Consider the following 22,022-nt stretch of genomic DNA (forward strand, 5'->3'; position numbering starts at 1 on the left):
GTCAAGCCAGGCGTCGTGGCCGCGCGACCAGGGGTCTTGATGGGCGTCAAGACTCGGTGGCGGCGCTGTCCAGATCCGACGAGCGGTTGCCCATCAGGTAGCGCGGGCCGGCCCCCCAGCGGGCAGCGCCATCCCCGGGGTTGTAGAGCCGGCAGGCCTTGAGCGACAGGCAGCCGCAGCCAATGCAGCTCTCGAGCTGGTCGCGCAGCGCACACAGGGCGTCGATGCGCGCCTGCAGCAGCGGCTGCCAGGCGCTGGACAGGCGCTTCCAGTCGGCCGCGGTGGGGGTGCGGGCGTCGGGCAGCGTGGCCAGCGCCTGGCGCACCTCGGCCAGGCCCAGACCCACGCCCTGCGCCACGCGGATGAAGGCCACGCGCCGCAGCGTGTCCTTGGCGTAGCGGCGCTGGTTGCCACTGCTGCGGCCGCCGCGGATCAGGCCCTCGGCCTCGTAGAAGCGCAGCGTGCTGGCCGCCACGCCGGCGCGTCGCGCCAGCTCGCCGATCGTCAGCCAGCCGTCCTCCGGGCTCGTGGCCATGCCGCACCTCTTGACTTGAAGTTCACTTGAACTTTGAGAATAGCGCCAGCCCCCGGCGCTTTGCAAGCCGGCCACCCTGCAACCTGAAAGGACAGACCCCATGATCACCCTGGAACACGCCAACCTCACCGTGCGCGACCTGGACCGCACGCTGCACTTCATCCTGACCGCGCTGCCCCATTGGCGGGTGCGCGGCGAGGGCACGATGGACTGGTCCGGCCGCCGCATCCGCTGGCTGCATGTGGGCGATGAGCAGCAGTACCTGGCGCTGCAATCGCAGGGCGACGGCGAGGCCCTGGACTGGCAGGGCCATGCGGTGGGCGTCAAGCACCTGGGCTTTATCGTCCCCGATGTGGAGGCGGTGGTGGCGCGGCTGCAGGCCGCCGGTTGGCCGCTCGACCACTGGGGCGGTAGCAGCGCGGTGCGCCGCAGCGCCTACCTGGTGGACGAGGGCAGTGTGCAGTTCGAGTTCGTCGAGTACCGCAGCGACCGCTTGGCCGAGCGTCTCGAGTACGCCTGAGCTCAAGCCCGCGAGCCGCGCCGCCGATAACCTGACGACGCGCCGGGCTCGGGCGGCCTTCGCCGCCTGCCGGGGGCGGGGAGGGGCCGCGTGCCGATCGAAGCGATTGCCGGACTGCAGCTGGCGCTCTACGGGCTGGGCTGGGCCCTGGCCGCGGTCTACCTGGCCGAGGAGCGGGCGGCGCTGTCCCACTGGGCGGCCTACGCGCTGATGCAGGCGGCCTCTGCCTGGCTGGCTGCCGAGCCGATGGCGCAGGGCCTGCGGCCGCCGATGGCCAGCCTGGTGCTGTCGGTGCTGGGCTTTGTCGCTGCCACCCGCGGCATCGACCTGTTCACCCGCGGCCGCGCCACGCTGGACCGCTGGCTGCTGCCCCTGACCGTGCTGACCCTGCTGCCGATCGTGCTCAGCGCGCTGTGGGTCGAGGACCCCGCCCTGCGGCGGCGCTGGCAGGAGACGCCGTATGCGTTTGGCCTGGGCGTGCTGCTGCTGTCCAGCGTGGCGCTGCTGTGGCGGCCGCTGCGCCGGCGTGCCGGTACGCTGGCCGCGCTGGCGGTGCTGCTGCCCAGCGCACTGACCGGCCTGACCGGTCTGGCCAGTGGCGTGATGCACCTGATGCTGGGCGCGCCGGCGCTGGGCCAGATGCAGCAGGCGGCCCGGGTGCCGCAGGTGCTGGCCTCGCTGGTGGCCTCGGCGGTGTTCAACTTCGGCTACCTGTTCCTGCTGCTGGGTCGTCTGATCAGCCAGTGGCGCGCCAGCGCGCGGCAGGACCACCTGACCGGCCTGCCCAACCGCCGCGCCACCGAGGACGGTCTGGCGGTCGACTGGGCGCGCCACCAGCGCCAGATGAGCGGCCTGTCACTGGCGCTGATCGATGTCGACCACTTCAAGTCGATCAACGACCGCCACGGCCATGCGCGCGGCGACGAGGTGCTGGTCTTCGTGGCCCGTCACCTGCAATCGCGCATCCGCGTTGGCGAGACCCTGGGCCGCTGGGGCGGCGAGGAGTTCTTGCTGTCGATGCCGGGCAGCAGCCTGGCCGCAGCGCAACTGGCCTGCGACCGCCTGCGCGAGAGCCTGCGCCAGGCCGCGCAGCAGACGCTGGGCGAGCCGCTGACGGTGAGCATCGGCGTGGCCCAGGTGCTGCCGGGCGAGGCCTCACCGCAGGCGCTGATCGACCGCGCCGACCGGGCGATGTACCGCGCCAAGGCGGAGGGACGCGACCGGGTGGTGGTGGCCGGGTGACAGGACCTGACGGCGCGCCGCGGCGCCGGCCACGGCAGCGGGGCATCTGCCAGCCCTGAGGGCTCAGAAGAACTCGATCGCGGGCTCCGCCTCTGCCGTCACAGGCGCCACAACTGGCCGAGGCGCGCTGCCCTGACCCTGGGCACGCGCCACCACTTCGGTCAGTTGGCGCGCGCTGGCGTTCATGTCGTCGGAGGCCATCACGCTGTGTGCCACCATGCTGGCGTTGGCGTCGGTCAGCGTGGTCAGTGCGTCCAGGTGACCCAGCACCCCGTCCAGCGCCTCGCGCTGGCGGCTGGCATCCTCCGCGACCTCGCGCATGCGTGCCGCCACGTCCTGCACCGAGCCGGTCATGCGCTGCAGCGTCTCGCGCACATGCAGCACGCGCTGCACGCCGTCGCCCGATTGCTGGCGCGCGCGCTCGATCAAGGCGCGCACCTGGGCCGCGGCGTCGCGGGTGCGGGAGGAGAGTGTGCGCACCTCGGACGCCACCACCGCGAAGCCGCGCCCGGCCTGACCGGCGCGCGCAGCCTCGATCGCCGCATTGAGCGACAGCAGGTTGGTCTGGAAGGCGATCGCCTCGATCAGCACGATCGCCTCGTCCATCTCGCGGGTGCGCTGGTCGATGCGTTCGATCGAGCCCACCGTGTCCTGCACCTCCTGGCTGCCCTGGCGCGCCTGCTGCTCCAGCGCCTGGCAGGTGGCGTCCACGGCGCTCACGTGGGCGCTGGTCAGCTGCACCTGGGTGACCACGCCGCGCACCGCGTCGGCGGTCTCGCGGATGTGGCTGGTCTGCTCGTCGGTCCGCATGGCCAGCATCTGGGCGCCCTCGGACATCGTCTGGCCCGTGCTGGCCACCCGGCCCGAGCCCTCGGCCAGCGCCTGCACCACCGCCTGCAGGCGGTCCTGCGCGGCGCGTGTGGCTTCGACCGCGGCCTGCGCCTGGCGCTGGGCCATCAGCGTGCCCTCGACCAGCATCGCGGTGCCGACGATGACCATCGGCAGCGACATCGCATAGCGCAGGTGCAGGGGTTCCAGCCAACCCAGCACCGCTGCGCTGACCACGGCCGGGTAGAGCAGCGCCGCGCTGGCGACCACGCCGCGCGACTGCCGGCGCGTATCGCCACCGGTGCGCCAGGCGGCGGCCAGCACCAGCCAGGCCATCAGCGCATAGTTGGCGAACAGCCCGAGCCGGCTCAGCCAGCCGCCGGCCACGGCCACCGCCACCACCGTGCCATGGGCAACGAGCAGCGCACCCAGACGGATCAGGGCGCGGCGTGGCAGGCCCAGGTAGGCCCCCACCGACAACCAGCCCAGCATCATCAGCAGGAAACCGGCCACCGTGCCCACCAGGTTCGGTCGGTCGCCGACCACCGGCATCCGATGATCCAGCAGGAAATACAGCGTGGCCAGCCCGCAGGTGGCGGCGAACGCGGCCCAGCAGCCCTGGCGCATCGCGCGCCAGACGCTGAAGTGGGCCAACGCCAGCAGCGCCAGGGCGAATGCCAGAGACAGGGCGAAGGCTTGGGGAGCAGTCATGGGCAGTGCGGATGGTGGCATTGCTCGAAGTGAGTGCACGCAAACATTTAACCCCGACCCAGGGACGGGGACCCATCCGACTGTGCGTCGTGCCCGGCGGCCCCAATCGCTCGATCATCCGGGTCTATCCCGATCTGCTCCATCGTTCCCGTTTGCGACGTGTCAAGCCCAGGTGGGGATGGCCCTTCGGTCGTTGCCACCCCGATTGCATCGCGGGCAAATTCGAGGATGATGCGGGGCTGTGAATTTCTCCAGTCTTGCGACCACCGCCCCCCTGCGCCCATGAGCCGAACCCGCACCGCCCCCCGCCAGCCCTCGCTGCTCGACAGCCTGCCCGCCCAACCGATCAGCGAAGAGGTGCTGGTCGAGAAATACGCCAAAGGCGACGAGCGCACGGTAGACGAAGTGCGCGCTCGCGTCGCCCGCGCCTTGGCGGCGGTCGAGGCGCCCGAGCACCGGGCCCACTGGGAGGCCCGCTTCTTCGAGGCCCAGCGCCGCGGCTTCGTGCCGGCCGGGCGCATCAACTCGGCCGCCGGCACCGACCTGACCGCCACCCTGATCAACTGCTTCGTGCAGCCGGTGGGCGACTCGATCGCCTCGGTGGAAGAGGGCTTCCCCGGCATCTACACCGCACTGACCGAGGCCGCCGAAACCATGCGCCGCGGCGGCGGCGTGGGCTATGACTTTTCGCGCATCCGGCCCAAGGGCGCCTGGGTCGGCTCCACCCAGTCCAGCGCCTCGGGCCCGGTCAGCTACATGCGGGTGTTTGACCGCTCCTGCGAGACGGTGGAATCGGCCGGCGCCCGCCGCGGCGCCCAGATGGGCGTGCTGCGCTGCGACCACCCGGACATCGAGGACTTCATCCACGCCAAGGACGAAGGCGACCTGCGCAACTTCAACATCTCGATCGGCGTGACCGACGCCTTCATGCAGGCGGTGCAGGCCGGCTCGGATGTGGAATTGGTGCACCGCGCCGAGCCCGGCGACAAGCAGAAGGCCGCCGGCGCCTACCAGCGCGCCGACGGGATGTGGGTCTACCGCAAGGTGGCGGCCAGCACGCTGTGGGACCAGGTGATGCGCTCCACCTACGACCATGCCGAGCCCGGCGTGCTGTTCCTGGACCGCATCAACCTGGACAACAACCTGTCCTACTGCGAGACCATCAGCGCCACCAACCCCTGCGCCGAGCAGCCGCTGCCGCCGTACGGCTGCTGCTGCCTGGGCTCGATCGACCTGACGCACTACGTGCGCAACCCGTTTGAGGCCGACGCCAGCTTCGACGACGCTGCCTTCACCGACGTGGTCAAGGTGGCCACCCGCATGCTGGACAACGTGCTCGACGTCACCGTCTGGCCGCTGGAGCGCCAGCGCGAAGAGGCCGCCAACAAGCGCCGCGTCGGCCTGGGCTTCACCGGCCTGGGCGATGCGCTGGTGATGCTGGGCCTGCGCTATGACACGCCCGCCGCCCGCGACATGGCGCGCCATATCTCCGAGGTGATGCGCGACGGCGCCTACAACGCCAGTGTCGACCTGGCCCAGGAGCGCGGCGCCTTCCCGCTGTTCAACGCCGACATGTACCTCAGTGGCGCCAGCTTCGCCACCCGCCTGCCGGCGGCGGTCAAGGAGCGCATCCGCGAACACGGCCTGCGCAACTCGCACCTGCTGTCCATCGCGCCCACCGGCACGATCAGCCTGGCCTTCGCCGACAACGCCAGCAATGGCATCGAGCCCGCGTTCAGCTGGACCTACAACCGCAAGAAGCGCATGCCCGACGGCAGCTTCAAAGAGTACGCGGTCGAGGACCACGCCTGGCGCCTGTACCGCCACCTCAAGGGCGACAACGCGCCGCTGACGGAGGCCTTTGTCACCGCGCTGGAGATGAGCGCCGAGGCCCATGCGCTGATGGTGGCCGCGGTGGCGCCGTGCATCGACACGGCGATCTCCAAGACCGTCAACGTGCCGGCCGACTACCCCTACGCCGACTTCCAGGACCTCTACACCACCGCCTGGAAGAGCGGCCTCAAGGGCCTGGCCACCTACCGGCCCAACGCCATCCTGGGCTCGGTGCTGAGCGTCGAGCCCGCCACCACCGCCCAGCCGGCGCCGCTGGTGGCCGACCACGCCAACCAGCGCCTGAAGCTGGAGAAGCTGCCCAAGCCGGTGCTGACCTCGCTGCGCTGGCCGGGCCGGCCGGAACTGCGCGGCGGCAACCCGGCCTGGAGCTACATGATCCAGCACCCGCACGGCGACTTCGCGCTGTTCGTGGGCGAGCTGCCGGCCGAGGGCCCCGACGGCGGCCTGTTCGGCAAGAACCTGCCCTTCGAGGTGTGGGTCAACGGCGCCGAGCAGCCGCGCGGCCTGGGCGCGCTGGCCAAGACCCTGTCGATGGACATGCGCGTCAACGACCCGGCCTGGCTCAAGCTCAAGCTGGATGCGCTGGCCACCGTGGCCGAGGAGCGCAGCTTCGAGATGGCCTTCCCGCCGCATGGCGAGAAGCGCCTGTTCCCCGGCGTGGTGGCGGCCACCGGCAGCGTGATCCGCTGGCGCTGCGAACAGCTCGGCGCGCTGGAAGAAGGCGGCCCGACCCCGGTGCTCGACGCCATGTTCAGCCGCGAGGAGCCGCGCACCAGCTCGGCCGGCACGCTGGCCTGGGCGGTGGACATCGAGAACCCCGGCACCCAGGAGTCGTTCACGATGACGCTCAAGGAGGTGGCCCTGGCGGCGCCCGATGTCGGCACCGGCTATGTCACCCGGCCCTGTGCCGTGGGCTTCTCGGGCAACTACCCCAAGGCCTACGACGGCCTGGCGCGCCTGCTGTCGCTGGACATGCGGGTGATCGACCCGGCCTGGATCGGCATGAAGCTGCGCAAGCTGCTCAACGTCGGCGAGCCGCTGGGCCACTTCATGGCACCGGTGCCCGGCGAGAAGCGCCAGCAGACCTGGCCGTCCACCGTGGCCTACATCGCCCGCCTGGTGATCCACCGCTACGCGATGCTGGGTGTGCTGGATGAGCAGGGCTTCCCGCTGCGTGAGATGGGCATCCTCGAGGCCCCGCGCCCCAAGGCCGATGGCGCCGTCACGGTGGCCCCGATGGCCGGCAAGCCCTGCCCCGAGTGCGGCAACGCCACGATGATCCACAAGGACGGCTGCGACTTCTGCACCGCCTGCGGCTACGTGGGGCAGTGCGGCTGACCCCCTTGAACAAGGGGCGGGCGGCGTGAGCCTCCGGGCGGGCGACGCTGGCGTTAGCGGGTGACGGTGCGGGGCGTGGGGCCCCGCCCCGGATCACCCCGCAGGACCCTTGCCCATGCCCCGAGCCTTTCTTCGCGCCACCGCGCTGGCGCTGCTGATTCCCGCCGCCGTGAAGGCGGCTGTCATCGACGCCGGCATCGATCAGCAGGTCAACATCGGCCAGACCACCCGCCTGACCGGCAGTGCGCTGAACCTGCACAACCTGCCGATGAGCGGCACCCAGTGGACCCAGCTGGCCGGGCCGACCGTCACGCTGTCGAGCACCACGGTGCCCAACCCCACCTTTGTGGCGCCGTCGGTGACGCAGGACACCGACCTGCGCTTTCGCTTCCAGGCGGTGGATGCCCAGGGCGCCACGCAGTCGGACGAGGTGGTGATCCGGGTGCGGGCCACGGCGTCCAACATGCCGCCGCTGCTGAGCATCGGTGCCAACCGCAGCGTCTACAAGTACGCCAACGGCCAGAGCTGCGCCAGCGGCTTCGACTACGACGGCACCATCGTCTCGCGCCAGTGGACGCAACTGAGCGGCCCGACGCTGAAGAACCTGGTGCTGCAGGATGGCCAGACCTGCATCAGCTACACCGTGCCGGGCGTCAAGAGCCTCAAGGAAGTGGTGTTCCAGGTGCTGGCCACCGACAACCAGGGCGCCACCAGCACCGATCTGCTGTCGCTGTGGCTGGTCCCGCAGCTGCCGCCGGTCACGCCGGAGCTGCAGGCCGGCGCCCGCCGGGTGCAGCTGAACTGGACGGCCGTCAACAAGGCCGCCAGCTACGAAGTCTGCCGCGCGCTGGTGGCCGTGCCCGACGTCGGCCAGTGCGCCAGCCTGGGCGGCCAGCTCACCACGCTCCCGGGCAAGGCCACCGCCTGGGTCGACACCAGCGTCGTGCCCGGCACCACCTACCACTATGCGCTGCGCGCCATCGACGGCGCCGGCGCGCCCGGCCGCGCCGGCAACAGCCGCAGCGTGCTGGCCCTGGACAGCAGCACCAGCGTGCTGCTGCGCGCCTATGGCGGCAGCGGCCCCTCGGTCAGTGCCGACGGCCGCTATGTGGTCTTCACCACCGCAGCCACCCTGGTCTCGAACGACACCAATGGTGTCTACGACGTCTACCTGCACGACCGCCTGAACAACAGCTTTACGCTGGTCTCGACCAACCCGGCCGGGGTGTCGGGCAACGGCCTGTCGATGTGGGGCGCGATCAGCGGCGATGGCCGCAGCGTGGTCTTCGAGTCGGGCGCGTCCGACCTGGTGGCCGGCGACGGCAATGGCTTCGCCGACATCTTCGTGCGCGACCTGCGCAGCGGCACGACCAGCCTGGTCACCACCGGCAGCAACGGCAACAGCCGGGCGCCCAACATCAGCGCTGATGGCCGCTGGATCGCCTATGTGTCCCAGGCCAGCAACCTGGTGGCCGGCGACACCAACGGCGCGGCCGACCTGTTCGCCTTCGACCGCCAGAGCGGCCAGACCCAGCGCGTCTCGGTGCACACCGGTGGCGCGCAAAGCCAGGGCGTGCCCTACCTGATGACCCGCCCGCCCAGCCTCAGCGCCGACGGCCAGAAGATCGCCTTCGTCAGCGCCGCCAATGACCTGGTCGACGGCGACGGCAATGGCCAGCAGGACGCCTTCGTGCGCGACCTGGCGGCCGGCACCACGGTGCGCGTGGGCACCCAGGCGGATGTGCCGGTGCTGGCCGGCGATGGCCGCACGGTGTTCTTCGCCTCCTGGGACAGCAGCCTGACGCCGGTGGCGTTCAGCAGCTGGGCGATGTTCAGCCGCGACCTGGGCACCGGCGCGCTGGCGATCGAGTCGGTCAATGCCAATGGCCTGGGCAGCAACGGCATGAGCTTCCTGGCCTCGGCCAGCCACGACGGCCGCTTCCTGGTGTTCGACTCCTTCGCCACCAACCTGGTGGCCGGCAGCGGCACGCAGCAGCAGGTCTACCGGCGCGACCGCGTCACCGGCCAGCTGAGCCTGGTGTCGCAGAACAACGCCGGCACGGTCGCCAACGGCGCCTCGATGGACCCGGTGATCGCCCGCCTGAACCCCGGCGTGGTGGTGTTCTCGTCGGCCGGCACCAACCTGGATCCGCGCGATCCGGGCTCGTCGATCGACCTCTACGTGCGCGAGACGCCCTGAGCGCTCACTCGGCCAGCCGGCGCTGGGCGGCCGCGTACTCGACGTACTCGACCACGCCCAGGTCGGTGGCGCGGCGCCACTGGGCGCGGGCGGCGTCACGCTGCCCGGCGGCGGCCAGCAGCTCGCCGGCCACGTAGTGGGCCTCGGTCAGCGCCTCGGGGGGCTGGGATTGGCGCTTCGCGGCCGCCAGCAGCGCCTCCAGGTCGATCTGCCCGGCGACATGCTCGATCAGCGGGCGCGGCCAGTCCTGCGGCCAGCCGCTGCTGGGTTGCTTCTCCAGCAGCGCGCTGGTGGCCTGGCCCAGGTGGCGCTGGGCCATCGCCCACCAGACCAGGCTGTAGCCGCGCTGCAGGGACGGACCGTCCTGCAGCAGCGGCTCGAGCGTGCCTGCGGCCGCAGCGTAGTCGCGCTGGGCGAACTGGGCGCGCGCCAGCAGCATCAGGGCGCCGGGCTGGCGCGGCTGGCGCTCCAGCACGCGACGGGCCAGCGCGCTGGCTTCGTCGGGGCGGCCGCGGGCCAGGGCGTTGGTGGCCGCGGCACTGAGGAACTCGCCATCGTCGGGCTGCAGCGTCAGGGCGCGGGCGAAATCGGCGCGCGCCTCCTCGATCTCGCCGAGGTGGTCGTTCTGGATGCCCCGCTGGTGCAGCGCCTGGGCCAGCAGCGCGGGCGGCAGCCGGCCGCCATCGACCTGGGCGTCGTGCACCGCGCGCAGGAAGCGGGCCTCGGCCTGGCGCTTGGTCCGCACCGGCAGCTTGCCGCGCTTCATATCCTCTTCCAGCTCCCGCATCCGGGTCTGCAGGGCCTGTGCCCGGGCCAGGCTGAAGGGCAGCATCGACACCGTGCCGCCCAGCCGCGGCGTCAGCTTGGCCAGCCGGGTGATGTGCTCGCTCCAGTCGGCCGGCTCCACCCGGTCCATGCCCAGGCGCACCTCGCCGTGCATCTCGAATCGACGTGCCGTGACCTGCAGCCGGGTCTCCAGACGCACGCCGCCCACGCCATCCTCGAAGCGCTGCTGGACCGGCTCGCGCACGATGTCGTCCGGGAAATCGATGCGCACATCCTGCACGTAGCGCCCGGGCAGGCTCACCATCAGCGGCTGGCGGCGGCTGCTGGCCTTGGGCCAGATCAGCGCCTGCAGCGGCGCCCACAGCAGAACCTCGCCGACCATCGCGCGCTGCTCCGGAAAGCGGAAGAAGCCGGGCACCGACAGGTTCAGCACCAGGGTCACGGCGTCGTCGTCGCTGGCATGCTCGATGCCCAGCGGCGCGGTCAGCGTGGCGCCGGGGTAGGCCTTGAGGTAGGGCTCGGCCAGGGCCTCGCGCAGCTCGCTGGCCTGGCGGGTGGCCAGGGCCTCGCGCCAGCCGTCGGCCATCTCGCCACGCCAGGTGATGCGGGCCTGCAGCTGCAGCGGCTGGTCGAAGCGCTCCACGCGCCACAGGTCCTGCACCTGGGCGCGCAGTTCGTCCCAGGGCGCGGGGAGCGTGGCCAGGGCCTGGCTGCCCGGCGCCAGCACCAGGCCGCGCTGGAAGGCCACCGTCTGGCGCTTGGCCAGCGGCCCGCTCTGGTGGTGGCGCGTGCCATCGATCCACAGCACCTGGCCGTCGACCTCGGCGCGCACGATCGCGTGGTCGAAGGCCATCGGCGAGGGCAGCGAGCGCTCGGCGTCGCGCCGCAAGGACTGCGACACCAGCACCGGCTGGGCCGGGATGTCCAGCCGCCCCAGCAGCGCCACCAGCAGGCCGGTCTTGTCCTTGCAGTCGCCAAAGCGCTGGGCCAGCACCTGCTCCGGCGGCGCCGGCAGGTGGCTGTTGACGCCCAGTTCGGTGCCAAAGTAGCGCACCTCGCGCTGCACGAAATCGACCGCCGCGCGGGCCCGCTCGGCCGGCGTGGCATGGGCGCTGCGGATCGACTCGGCCAGGCGCTCCAGCGCCGGCTGGCGGGGGTCGATGGCGAACAGCCCGCGGCCCCACTCGGCCACCTCGGCCCAGCCGCCGAACTCGCTGAGCTGCACCTGCTGGTCCAGCACCGCGGCGTAGCCGGCGCCCTCGTCAACGCTGATCTGAGGCGCGTTCTCGCGCCGCAGCAGGGTTTCCTGCCAGCCGCGCAACGATTGCTCGCTGACCTGGGTGCCGGCCGGTGCCGGGCTGCGGGCCAGGCGGCGCCCGGCGGGCGCCAGCACGCGCAGCTGCATCGTCGCCACCGGCGCACGCCACGAGCCCATCCAGGTGGCATGCAGCGCCCGGGCGCCGAAGATCGGGTTGCGCCCGCGCAGGGTGTAGGCGTAGTCCAGCTGGTCACCGCTGCGCAGGTCCTCGATCTGCAGCGTCAGCGTGACGCGGCCATCGATCATGCGCCGCTCCAATTGCGTTTCGCGCTGCAGCAGCTGGATGCGCTGCGGATTCAGCCGGGTGCTGCGCTGGCCGGCGCGGATCACGTCCACATGGTGCAGGGCCAGGGTCTGGTAGCCGGGATCGAACTCCAGTTCGATCTGTGAGGCGGCCTGCAGCCCCGCCGCCTCGTTGACCACCCGCACCACGTGCACCGACTCCTCCTGGCTGCGCTCGTCGATGCGCAGTTGCTCGTCGAGCACGCGGTAGTGCATGGCCGCCGGCGCCACCGTCACGCCGCTGCGTTCCACCGCCGGCACGACCCAGGCCGGTACCGGTTCGATCCGGTAGCTGAAGCCGCTGCGGGCGTCCTTGATGGTCTTGGCCGCCACCCCCGGCTTGGCCGGGGCGTTCTGGGCCAGGGCCGGGGCGCTGCCGGCCATGCACAGGGCCAGGCAGGGGCCTGCCAGCCAGCGCGCGAATCGTCTCATTCAGTCTCCCTGGGTCGGTCGTGATGCCGTCTGCGGATCGGTCGGAGCCCCCTCGGACAAGGCCTGCAGGCAGGCCAGGCACAGGCAGCGGGTCCAGCGTGCGCGCATCGCTTGCAGCACCTCGGGGGTCAGTTGCAGGCGGGTGCAGGCGCAGGGGCCGGGGTCCTGGGCCCCGCAATGGAAGCCGCCGCCGCAGCGCGGGCAGCGGTCGGTGGACAGCGGGGGCACGACAGGGGGCAGCATGGCGCCAGTGTGGCACGCACCGGGCAATAGGCGACTGCTATTGCCCAGATTCGATCAATCAATCCACAGAATGCTGCGGCGCAACTAAGATTCATCCCGTCGCAGAAAACCACTGCACATTCCGAAACCACGAGGAACACCATGTCGCTGATCAACACCACCGTCCAGCCGTTCAAGACCCAGGCTTTCGTCAACCGCGCCGGCAAGGGCGAGTTCATCACCGTCTCCGACGAGAGCCTGAAGGGCAAGTGGTCGGTCCTGATCTTCATGCCGGCCGCCTTCACCTTCAACTGCCCGACCGAGATCGAGGACGCCGCCGACAACTACGCCGCCTTCCAGGCCGCCGGCGCCGAGGTCTACATCGTCACCACCGACACCCACTTCTCGCACAAGGTGTGGCACGAGACCTCGCCGGCCGTCGGCAAGGCCAAGTTCCCGCTGGTGGGCGACCCCACCCACACGCTGACCAACGCCTTCGGCGTGCACATCGCCGAGGAAGGCCTGGCGCTGCGCGGCACCTTCATCGTCAACCCGGACGGCGTGATCAAGACCATGGAAGTGCATTCCAACGAGATCGCCCGCGACGTGTCGGAGACCCTGCGCAAGCTCAAGGCCGCCCAGTACACCGCGGCCAACCCCGGCCAGGTCTGCCCGGCCAAGTGGAAGGAAGGCGCCAAGACCCTGGCCCCGTCGCTGGACCTGGTCGGCAAGATCTGACCCCCTGATGCGACCAGACGAAGCGGGCCGGCGGCCCGCTTCTTCCCCCCGGCCCGATCCCCGGATCAGGCCCCGTTGACAGCCTCCCCGGCAGGACGCCCGGGCGGGGGTTGTCAACGGGGTCCGGACGACCTCACCCTGACATCTCGCACACCAGGAGCGCCCCCATGCTGGACGACACCACCACCGGCCAACTCGCCGCCTACTTCGAGCGCATCAGCCAGCCGATCGAGCTGATCGCCAGCCTCGATGACTCCGAAGGCGCTCAGCAGATCCGCGAGCTGATCACCGAGATCGCCGCCATCGCGCCGGACAAGATCCGCGCCCGCTTCGACGGCCAGTTCGCGCGCCGTCCCAGCTTCCAGATCACCCGCGTCGGCCACGACATGGGCGTGCACTTCGCCGCCGTGCCGATGGGCCACGAGTTCACCTCGCTGGTGCTGGCGCTGCTGTGGGCCGGCGGCCACCCGCCCAAGGTCGAGCCCGAGGTGCTGGAGCAGATCCGCGCGATCGATGGCGACTTCGCCTTCGACACCTTCATGAGCCTGACCTGCCACAACTGCCCGGACGTGGTGCAGGCGATGAACCTGATGGCGGTGTTCAACCCGCGCATCCGTGCGGTGGCGATCGACGGCGGCCTGTTCCAGGCCGAGGTCGAGCAGCGCCAGATCATGGCCGTGCCCAGCGTCTTCCTCAACGACCAGCCCTTCGGCAATGGCCGCATGGAAGTGGCCGAGATCCTGGCCAAGATCGACACCGGCGCCGCCAAGCGTGAGGCCGCCAAGCTCAGCGAAAGGGCCCCCTACGAGGTGCTGATCATCGGCGGCGGCCCGGCCGGCGCCGCGGCCGCGGTGTATGCGGCGCGCAAGGGCATCCGCACCGGCATCGTCGCCGAGCGTTTCGGCGGCCAGACCATGGACACGCTGGCGATCGAGAACTTCATCTCGGTGCAGGAGACCGACGGCCCGAAGTTCGCCGCTGCGCTGGAAGCGCATGTGCGCCAGTACGGTGTGGACGTGATGACGCTGCAGCGCGTGGCGCGCATCGACCCCGCCCCGCAGCCTGGCGGCTACGCTACGGTGACGCTGGACAACGGCGCCACGCTCAAGGGCCGCAGCCTGATCCTGGCCACCGGCGCGCGCTGGCGCAACATGAACGTGCCCGGCGAGGCCGAGTACCGCACCAAGGGCGTGGCCTACTGCCCGCACTGCGACGGCCCGCTGTTCAAGGGCAAGGACGTGGCGGTGATCGGCGGCGGCAACTCGGGTGTCGAGGCCGCGATCGACCTGGCCGGCGTGGTGCGCAGCGTCACCCTGCTGGAGTTCGCCGATCAGCTCAAGGCCGACCAGGTGCTGGTCGACAAGCTGCGCTCGCTGCCGAATGTGACGGTGCACCTCAACGCCCAGACCACCGAGGTCACCGGCGACGGCCAGAAGATGACCGGCCTGAAGTGGAAGGACCGCGTCAGCGGCGAGGAGCATGCGCCCGCGCTGGCCGGCGTCTTCGTGCAGATCGGCCTGGTGCCCAACACCGAGTTCCTCAAGGGCACGATCGAGCTGAGCCGCTTCGGCGAGATCGTCGTCGATGCCAAGGGCCACACCAGCGTGCCCGGCATCTTCGCCGCCGGCGACGCGACGACCGTGCCCTACAAGCAGATCATCATCGCCACCGGCGAGGGCGCGAAGGCCGCGCTGTCGGCCTTCGACCACCTGATCCGCACGCCGGCCGCGGCCTGAGCCCGGCCGATGCTCAGCCGCCGATGGCGGGGAGCAGGAAGTTCTCGGCCCACAGCGCGCTGCTGGGCAGGCCGCCCTCCAGCGTCAGCTGGGCCACCTCGTGCAGTTCGCTCGCCTGCAGCCGGTTGTTGCCGTCGCCGGTGCGCTCCTCGACGAAGAACAGGTGGCCCTGGCCGCTCAGCAGGTCCTGCACCAGGATGACCTGGTGGCTGCCGTCGTCGACCCGCGTGCCCTGCAGCAGCGTGGCCAGCTCCTTGGCGCTGGGGCCATCGGCACCGAAATCACCGGCCACGGCGAACAGGTGCTGGCCGCTGAGCGTCAGCGGGGGCGCCAGCGCATCCAGGCTGGTGCCGCCGCCGGGGTTGCCGTCCAGCGCGGTGGCGCCGGCCGGCCCGAAGAAGGCGCTCAGGTCGACCACATCGCCACCGATGCCGGCCTGCAGGTCCAGCACCTTGTCCAGGCCGTTGGCCGCCGCGCTGGCTTCCAGCACGAACTGATCGACCCCCGCGCCGCCGACCAGCCGGTCGTTGTCGGCGCCGCCGCGCAGGGTGTCGGCGCCCGCGCCGCCGTTGAGCTGGTCCAGCCCGGCGTTGCCCAGCAGCAGGTCGTTGCCGGCCATGCCGCGCAGCAGGTTGTCGCCCACGTTGCCGCTGATCTCGTTGGCGCGGGCATTGCCGGTGCCTTCCAGCGCGGCGCTGCCCTGCAGGCGCAGTGATTCGAAGTTGTCGCCCAGCGTGAAGTTGACCGTGCTCCAGACCTCGTCGATGCCGCCACCCGCGTCCTCCACCAGCACCGCCCCGCTGGCGGTGACCTGGTAGACGTCGCTGCCGGTGCCGCCGGTCACGGTGTCGCCCGCGCCGATGCCGCTGATCGTGTCGTTGCCGGCACCGGCCATCACGTCGTCGCTGCCGCTGTTGGCCGACAGGTCCAGCTGGTCGCGCCACACGCTGCCGGTGATCAGGCTGCGCTCGAAGCCGCTCCATTGCACGCTGTTGGGCAGCTCGGTGCTGCCCAGGATCACGGCGCTCGTGCTGGTCGACCAGTCGGCATAGAAGGTGTCGATGCCGCCGCCGCCGTGGTAGCTGCCGCCCTGACCGCGCGCGACGATCAGGTCGTTGGTGGCGCTGCCGGTGATGCTCCACTGCTCGACGTTGGCCACATGCAGCTGGGTCTGCCAGCCGCTGCTCCAGCGGACGAAGTCGAACTGGGTGGCGCCGGCCAGCGCGGCCGCGATGGCGGCGCGGCTGCTGCCGTAGTTCAGGTCGCCCAGCAGCGCACCGCCAGCGTCGTAGGCGAGCAGGCGGGTGTAGCCGGTGTCCGAGTTGGCGAGGCTGCCGATCGTCAGCGTGTCGGTGTCGGCGCCGCCGTCCACGCTGCCCCAGGCCTGGGTGATCGTGTCGTTGCCGCTGCCGGTGTCGACCGTGCCCTGGTCCACCGCCACCCAGTCGTTGCCGGCGCCGGTGACCAGGTCGTCGGTGGATGAGCCGTTGCCCCGGTTGTCGATCGTGTCGTTGCCGCTGCCGGTGCGCAGGATCAGGCGCTCGAAGCCCGAGACGCTGGTGCCGTTGACCGTTTGCGTGGTGGCGGGCGTGTTGACCCAGCTGATGCCACTGCTGGCGCCGGACCAGTCGGCGTAGAAGCTGTCAAAACCGCCGTTGCCGGCGTAGCTGCCGCCCTGACCGCGCGCGACGATCAGGTCGTTGGTGGCGCTGCCGGTGATGCTCCACTGCTCGATGTTGGCCGCATGCAGCTGGGTCTGCCAGCCGCTGCTCCAGCGGACGAAATCGAACTGGGTGGCGCTGGCCAGCGCGTTCTCGATGTCGCCGCGGCTGCTGCCGTAGTTCAGGTCGCCCAGCAGCGCACCGCCAGCGTCGTAGGCGAGCAGCCGGGTGTAGCCGGTGTCCGAGTTGTACAGGCTGCCAATCGTCAGCGTGTCGCTGTCGTCACCGCCATCCACACTGCCCCAGGACTGGGTGATCGTGTCGTCACCGCTGCCGGTGTCCACCGTGCCCTGGTCCACGGCCACCCAGTCGTTGCCGGCGCCGGTGACCAGGTCGTCGGTGGATGAGCCGTTGCCCCGGTTGTCGATCGTGTCGTTGCCGCTGCCGGTGCGCAGGATCAGGCGCTCGAAGCCCGACACGCTGATGCCGTTGACGGTCTGCGTGCTGGCGGGCGTGTTGACCCAGCTGATGGCGCTGCTGGCGCCGGACCAGTCCGCGTAGAAGCTGTCAAAGCCGCCGTTGCCGGCGTAGCTGTCACCGTCTCCACGGGCGACGATCAGGTCGGCGGTGTTGCTGCCGTTGACGGTCCAGTGTTCGATGTTGGCGGCGTGCAGCTGGGTGCGCCAGCCGCTGCTCCACCAGCTGGTGAAGTCGAACTGGGTGGCGCTGGCCAGCGCGTTCTCGATGCTGGCTCGGCTGCTGGTGTAGTTCAGATCGCCGACCAGGGTGTTGCTGGCGTCGTAGGCGATCAGTCGGGTGTAGCCGGTGTCGGAGTTGTAGACGCCGCCCATGGCGAGCGTGTCGCTGTCGGCGCCGCCATCCACGCTGCCCCAGGCCTGGGTGATGGTGTCGTCGCCGTCACCGGTGTCCACCGTGCCCTGATCCACCGCCACCCAGTCGTTGCCGGCGCCGGTGACCAGGTCGTCGGTGCTGGAGCCATGGCCCCGGTTGTCGATCGTGTCATTGCCGCTGCCGGTGCGCAGGATCAGTCGCTCGAAGCCCGACACGCTGATGCCGTTGACGGTCTGCGTGCTGGCGGGCGTGTTGACCCAGCTGATGTCGCTGCTGGCGCCAGACCAGTTGGCATAGAAGGTATCGAAGCCGCCGTTGCCGGCGTAGCTGTCGCCGTCGCCACGGGCGATGATCAGGTCGGCGGTGTTGCTGCCGTTGACCGTCCAGTGTTCGATGTTGGCGGTGTGCAGCTGGGTGCGCCAGGTGCCGCTCCACCAGCTGGTGAAGTCGAACTGGGTGGCACTGGCCAGCGCGTTCTCGATGTCGGCGCGGCTGCTGTTGGTGCTCAGATCACCCACCAGGGTGTTGCTGGCGTCGTAGGCCAGCAGGCGGGTGATGCCGGTGTCGGAGTTGTAGATGCCGCCCATGTGCAGCGTGTCGCTGTCGTCGCCACCATCCACACTGCCCCAGGCCTGGGTGATCGTGTCGTCGCCGCTGCCGGTGTCGACCGTGCCCTGGTCGATGGCCACCCAGTCGTTGCCGGCGCCGGTGACCAGGTCGTCGGCGCTGGAGCCATTGCCGCGGTTGTCGATCGTGTCATTGCCGCTGCCGGTGCGCAGGATCAGGCGCTCGAAGCCCGACACGCTGATGCCATTGACGGTCTGCGCGCTGGCGGGCGTGTTGACCCAGCTGATGTCGCTGCTGGCGCCGGACCAGTCGGCGTAGAAGCTGTCAAAACCGCCATTGCCGGCGTAGCTGTCGCCGTCGCCCCGGGCGACGATCAGGTCGGCGGTGTTGCTGCCGTTGACCGTCCAGTGCTCGATGTTGGCGGTGTGCAGCTGGGTGCGCCAGCCGCCGCTCCACCAGCTGGTGAAGTCGAACTGGGTGGCGCTGGTCAGCGCGTTCTCGATGTCGGCGCGGCTGCTGTTGGTGCTCAGATCGCCCACCAGGGTGTTGCTGGCGTCATAGGCCAGCAGGCGGGTGATGCCGGTGTCGGAGTTGTAGATGCCGCCCATGTGCAGCGTGTCGCTGTCGTCCCCGCCATCCACGCTGCCCCAGGCCTGGGTGATCGTGTCGTCGCCGCTGCCGGTGTCGACCGTGCCCTGGTCGATCGCCACCCAGTCGTTGCCGGCGCCGGTGATCAGGTCGTCGGCGCTGGAGCCATTGCCGCGGTTGTCGATCGTGTCATTGCCGCTGCCGGTGCGCAGGATCAGCCGTTCCACGCCGGCGACCTGGATGCCGTTGACCGTCTGGGTCAGCGTGGGCGTGTTGACCCAGCTGATGTCGTCTGTCGCGCTGGACCAGTTGGCCACGAAGGTGTCGAAGCCACCACGGCCGTCGAAGGCCACCCCCTTGCTGCCGCGGGCCAGCAGCAGGTCATTCGAGTCGCTGCCGGTGACCTGAAAGTGCTCGACGCCTTCGACCTGGTGCTGGATGTTCCAGGAGCCACCGCTCCAGCGCATGAAGTCGAAGCGCACGCCGGCCGCGTCGGCCGCCTCGATCGTGGCGCGGTCGGACTGCCAGGTCAGGTCGGCGATCTGGTCGCCCGCGCCGTCGCGCACCACCAGCCGGGTGAAGCCGGTGTCGGAGTTGGCCAGCGCCAATCCGGCCAGATCGTCACCCGACTCGTCCTGGATCAGCGTGTAGCTGGCCGAACTGGTCAGGTACTGATCGTCGCCACTGCCGCCCAGCAGCACGTCGAAGCCCTGGGTGGACAGCAGGGTGTCGTTGCCGCCCAGCCCCCAGATGACGTCGTTGCCCGAGGTGTCGCCCAGGAAGTTGTCGTCCTCGGTGCCGACGATGTTGTCCATGGGACCGACATCGGCGGCGCCGAACAGGCCGTTGGCGTCGAACTGCCAGGAAGAGCGGGTGGTGCGCATGGTGGACTCCTTGTGTCCGGTTCACGCCGGATCCGTCACCCCAGCGGCTCACGCCCCCCTAGATCGAAGCCAGATCGCCAGGCCCGGTTCCCAGGGAGACGGAAGGCCGCGACCATCCGCCCCCCCACGACTGTGGCCTTGGCGCCGCCGCACTGCGGGCACAGACTGCGGCCGTCCGCTGCGGCTTTCAGCGCGGCGGCGAGCCCTACCCACGATGTTTCCAGGAGTACCCTCATGAAGACCTTCACCCCCGCCCTGGTGGCTGCCACCGCCCTGCTGAGCCTGTCCGCCTGGGCCGGCTCCGATGTGTCCAGCGCCAAGGCCAATGTGCAGCCCCAGGCCTTCACGGCCGGCCTGAAGCTGCTGAAGACCTACTTCGAGACCAACAATGCCAATGGCACCGCGCTGGTCTCCGGCTTCAACCCCTATGGCAGCACGCAGACCGTCAACTGCACTGCCACGGCCGGCTGCTTCATCATGGTCAACGCCAACGCCCAGGTGGCCGGTGTGGCCACCGTCAACCCCTCGGCCATCGTGATCAAGGTGGACGGCGCGACGATCAACGCGCCCTTCAACACCCCGGTGTCGACCACCAGCTTCACCGTGATGACCTACCAGACCGGCATTGCGGTGACCACTGGCACCCACACGGTGACCATGGAGGCCTATGTGTCGAACCCGACCACGCTGCACCGCTACAACACCGAGGTCAAGCTGTACAAGTGAGTGTCACGGCTGCGTGAACACGCAGCCTGACACCCACCCGGACAGGAACACGGCGCCCCGCGGGGCGCCGTGTCTGTTTCAGGGGCTCGGACCGATCAGCGGCTGCCCTCGACAAACTCGCGGATGAATTCCTCGCGGTCCAGCAGGCGCATCGGCGACTCGATCGTCGCCGCCGAGATCGGGGCCACCGCCTTGACCGACGCCAGGCTGCCCAGGTCGCCCAGCAGCGGCATCGTGACCGAGGAGCGCTGCGTGTCCACCGTCACCGTCACCGGCTGGTAGGCGATCAGCGGATTGGCCTGCTCGGCGCTGATCACGATGCCCAGGTTGTGGGCGGTGGCGAAGATGCGGTCATCGGTGTTCAGTGTCCAGCTGATCGTGTACCACTCGCCCGGCACCAGCGTCTTCTTGACCGACAGCGATCTGTGGTGGCCCACGTCGGCCATGGTGCGCGTGACCACATAGGCCGAGCTGCCGTTGTAGTCGACCACCCGCGCCTGCAGGCCGGCCGTGGGCTGGTTGACCTGCACCCGCAGCGTGACCGTGGTGGTGCCCGCCAGGCGCAGCGGCGCCGCCAGCGCATTGGACAGGAACACCAGGCGGTCGCTGCGCGCCTGCGTGGGGTTGCTGACGATGCTGTCGGTCGAATAGGCCGAGGACTGGGTGAAGCTGAGGTAGCGCTCGGCCGTGCCCACCGTGGCCGATGCGGTGCTCAGCGCCGGTGCCCGTCGGGCCAGCGGCGCGCTGAGCTTGAGCGTGTGCATCGTCGTGCCTTCGGGCGGCCAGGTGGCGTCCGTCGACCAGGTGCCGTTCTCGCGCTGGATGATGGCCTGCGGCGCGGTGGGGATGCCGTTGTCCAGGCCCTGCAGGTAGTGGTCGAACCAGGCCAGCAGCGGTGTCGTGTAGGTGCTGCCGAACGAGCTGTAGGGCTCGACATGCTGGCCCTGGTGCAGGAACAGGCGGCGCGCCACGCCGTGGCGGGCCAGCTCGTCCCACCACAGCCCGAACTGGCCGGTCTTGACGTTCTCGTCGGTCAGGCCATGCACCACGAAGACACTGGCGGTGATCTTCGAGGCATCCAGCCGGAAGTCGCGCACCGACCACCACCGGTTGTAGCTGCCGCTCAGGTCATCCGACCGGGCCTGCAGCTCAGGCGTCAGGTTGCTGCAGGTGCTGCTGTCGAAGTTGCTGACGTACTCGTGCAGGAACCTGACATGCTCGGTGTAGTAGGGGATGCCGTGGCTGCGGGTGTAGTCGTACCAGCTGGAAATGGCCGCCACCGGCACGATGGTCTTCAGACCCTTGACTCCCGTCGAGGCCACCGCATTGGCGATGGTGCCATCCCAGGACACACCGATCATGCCGGACTGGCCGTTGGTCCACTGCGTGGCGTCGGCCGTGCTGCCATCAAGGTAGCGGCCCACGGCCCGGCCATTGGCCCAGTCGATCACTGCCTTGGTGCCCTTGACCTCGAAGTCGCCACCGACGTCATCGCAGCCGGTGGAGAAGTCGGTGCCCGGCAAGGCCACCGTGGCCACTGCATAGCCGCGGGTGGAGAAGAAGGCCGGCTCCCAGGCGCCGCGGCTGCGCTTGAAGTAGTAGGGCGAGGCGTGGATGATCAGTGGCAGGCGCACGCCCGGCGCGGTCTCGGGCCGGGTGATCTCGACCCGGATGGTGTCCACCACGCCGTTGTTGTCGCGGTCGAAGCCCGTATCGACCAGCACCGTTTCCTTGATCGCGTTGGCGAAGTAGGGCACGGTGCGCTGGCCCTGCACCCAGGGGCGCTCGGCTGCTGTCGCGTGGCTGGCCAGCCACAGCAGCGGGGCGAGCAGGGCGGCCAGGGGCTTCGAGAAAGGGGACATGCTTGCAACTCCTTGTCAGCGCGGAACGCTAACAGGTGCGATCGGTCTTCGCGACAGGGGAAGCGCCAGCAGCCGGATCGGCCCGCGCGGCCACCATCCCCCCTGTTTGAGGTCCCCACGGCCTGGCTTCCACAACACGC

At 70.2% G+C, this 22,022-nt stretch carries 13 protein-coding genes; 7 read left to right on the plus strand and 6 right to left on the minus strand.

The genetic code is table 11. The annotated features are described in order from the left end of the window. Positions 1-46 precede the first annotated feature (46 nt). Complete coding sequence (gene soxR, locus KAK03_RS03155; protein ID WP_210851709.1) at positions 47-535, minus strand: redox-sensitive transcriptional activator SoxR; 489 nt, start codon at positions 533-535, stop codon at positions 47-49. A gap of 100 nt (positions 536-635) precedes the next feature. Here soxR and KAK03_RS03160 point away from each other — a divergent pair, with 100 nt between their 5' ends. Continuing rightward, a complete protein-coding gene (locus KAK03_RS03160) occupies positions 636-1,055 on the plus strand; it encodes a VOC family protein (RefSeq protein ID WP_210851710.1) in 420 nt (139 codons plus the stop codon). Between the two features lie 90 nt (positions 1,056-1,145). Then, positions 1,146-2,297, plus strand: coding sequence for a GGDEF domain-containing protein (locus KAK03_RS25330; protein ID WP_210851711.1), 1,152 nt, complete (start codon positions 1,146-1,148; stop codon positions 2,295-2,297). A 63-nt stretch (positions 2,298-2,360) separates the two neighbouring features. On the opposite strand, the gene KAK03_RS03170 is transcribed toward KAK03_RS25330, so the two are convergent. Continuing rightward, positions 2,361-3,836, minus strand: coding sequence for a methyl-accepting chemotaxis protein (locus KAK03_RS03170; RefSeq protein WP_210851712.1), 1,476 nt, complete (start codon positions 3,834-3,836; stop codon positions 2,361-2,363). A 282-nt stretch (positions 3,837-4,118) separates the two neighbouring features. Here KAK03_RS03170 and KAK03_RS03175 point away from each other — a divergent pair, with 282 nt between their 5' ends. Further along, the gene (locus KAK03_RS03175) at positions 4,119-7,028 is read left to right on the plus strand and encodes an adenosylcobalamin-dependent ribonucleoside-diphosphate reductase (protein WP_210851713.1); all 2,910 of its coding nucleotides are present in this window, start codon (positions 4,119-4,121) and stop codon (positions 7,026-7,028) included. A gap of 115 nt (positions 7,029-7,143) precedes the next feature. Further along, positions 7,144-9,228: a PKD domain-containing protein gene (locus KAK03_RS03180; RefSeq protein WP_210851714.1), complete on the plus strand. Its 2,085-nt coding sequence runs from the start codon at positions 7,144-7,146 to the stop codon at positions 9,226-9,228. Positions 9,229-9,232: 4 nt separating this feature from the next. Here the strand turns inward: KAK03_RS03180 and KAK03_RS03185 are convergent, their stop codons facing one another. Both KAK03_RS03185 and KAK03_RS03190 read right to left on the minus strand, forming a co-directional pair. Further along, positions 9,233-12,046: a DUF3857 domain-containing transglutaminase family protein gene (locus KAK03_RS03185; protein ID WP_210851715.1), complete on the minus strand. Its 2,814-nt coding sequence runs from the start codon at positions 12,044-12,046 to the stop codon at positions 9,233-9,235. Then, complete coding sequence (locus KAK03_RS03190) at positions 12,047-12,289, minus strand: cysteine-rich CWC family protein (protein WP_210851716.1); 243 nt, start codon at positions 12,287-12,289, stop codon at positions 12,047-12,049. It lies immediately after the preceding gene. Between the two features lie 141 nt (positions 12,290-12,430). Between KAK03_RS03190 and ahpC the strand changes: the two genes are divergently transcribed. Together ahpC and ahpF are read left to right on the plus strand one after the other, a co-directional pair. After that, on the plus strand, positions 12,431-13,006 hold the full coding sequence (gene ahpC, locus KAK03_RS03195) for an alkyl hydroperoxide reductase subunit C (protein WP_210851717.1): 576 nt from the start codon (positions 12,431-12,433) through the stop codon (positions 13,004-13,006). A 167-nt stretch (positions 13,007-13,173) separates the two neighbouring features. Next, complete coding sequence (gene ahpF / locus KAK03_RS03200; RefSeq protein ID WP_210851718.1) at positions 13,174-14,742, plus strand: alkyl hydroperoxide reductase subunit F; 1,569 nt, start codon at positions 13,174-13,176, stop codon at positions 14,740-14,742. A gap of 13 nt (positions 14,743-14,755) precedes the next feature. Here the strand turns inward: ahpF and KAK03_RS03205 are convergent, their stop codons facing one another. Beyond that, positions 14,756-19,294, minus strand: a complete 4,539-nt coding sequence (locus KAK03_RS03205; protein WP_210851719.1) for a beta strand repeat-containing protein — start codon at positions 19,292-19,294, stop codon at positions 14,756-14,758. A gap of 234 nt (positions 19,295-19,528) precedes the next feature. Between KAK03_RS03205 and KAK03_RS03210 the strand changes: the two genes are divergently transcribed. Further along, on the plus strand, positions 19,529-20,020 hold the full coding sequence (locus KAK03_RS03210) for a hypothetical protein (protein ID WP_210851720.1): 492 nt from the start codon (positions 19,529-19,531) through the stop codon (positions 20,018-20,020). A gap of 95 nt (positions 20,021-20,115) precedes the next feature. Here KAK03_RS03210 and KAK03_RS03215 read toward each other — a convergent pair whose 3' ends face one another. After that, positions 20,116-21,882: a CocE/NonD family hydrolase gene (locus tag KAK03_RS03215; protein ID WP_210851721.1), complete on the minus strand. Its 1,767-nt coding sequence runs from the start codon at positions 21,880-21,882 to the stop codon at positions 20,116-20,118. Between the last annotated feature and the right edge of the window lie 140 nt (positions 21,883-22,022).

Origin of the sequence: Ideonella alba (assembly GCF_018069845.1) — a bacterium.
Classification (GTDB): domain Bacteria; phylum Pseudomonadota; class Gammaproteobacteria; order Burkholderiales; family Burkholderiaceae_C; genus Ideonella; species Ideonella alba.

Coding starts and splice junctions, on each gene's coding strand:
- soxR (WP_210851709.1), bottom strand. CDS start 535: ATGGCCACGAGCCCGGAGGACGGCTGGCTGACGATCGGCGAGCTGGCG.
- KAK03_RS03160 (WP_210851710.1), top strand. CDS start 636: ATGATCACCCTGGAACACGCCAACCTCACCGTGCGCGACCTGGACCGC.
- KAK03_RS03170 (WP_210851712.1), bottom strand. CDS start 3,836: ATGACTGCTCCCCAAGCCTTCGCCCTGTCTCTGGCATTCGCCCTGGCG.
- KAK03_RS03175 (WP_210851713.1), top strand. CDS start 4,119: ATGAGCCGAACCCGCACCGCCCCCCGCCAGCCCTCGCTGCTCGACAGC.
- KAK03_RS03180 (WP_210851714.1), top strand. CDS start 7,144: ATGCCCCGAGCCTTTCTTCGCGCCACCGCGCTGGCGCTGCTGATTCCC.
- KAK03_RS03185 (WP_210851715.1), bottom strand. CDS start 12,046: ATGAGACGATTCGCGCGCTGGCTGGCAGGCCCCTGCCTGGCCCTGTGC.
- KAK03_RS03190 (WP_210851716.1), bottom strand. CDS start 12,289: ATGCTGCCCCCTGTCGTGCCCCCGCTGTCCACCGACCGCTGCCCGCGC.
- ahpC (WP_210851717.1), top strand. CDS start 12,431: ATGTCGCTGATCAACACCACCGTCCAGCCGTTCAAGACCCAGGCTTTC.
- ahpF (WP_210851718.1), top strand. CDS start 13,174: ATGCTGGACGACACCACCACCGGCCAACTCGCCGCCTACTTCGAGCGC.
- KAK03_RS03205 (WP_210851719.1), bottom strand. CDS start 19,294: ATGCGCACCACCCGCTCTTCCTGGCAGTTCGACGCCAACGGCCTGTTC.
- KAK03_RS03210 (WP_210851720.1), top strand. CDS start 19,529: ATGAAGACCTTCACCCCCGCCCTGGTGGCTGCCACCGCCCTGCTGAGC.
- KAK03_RS03215 (WP_210851721.1), bottom strand. CDS start 21,882: ATGTCCCCTTTCTCGAAGCCCCTGGCCGCCCTGCTCGCCCCGCTGCTG.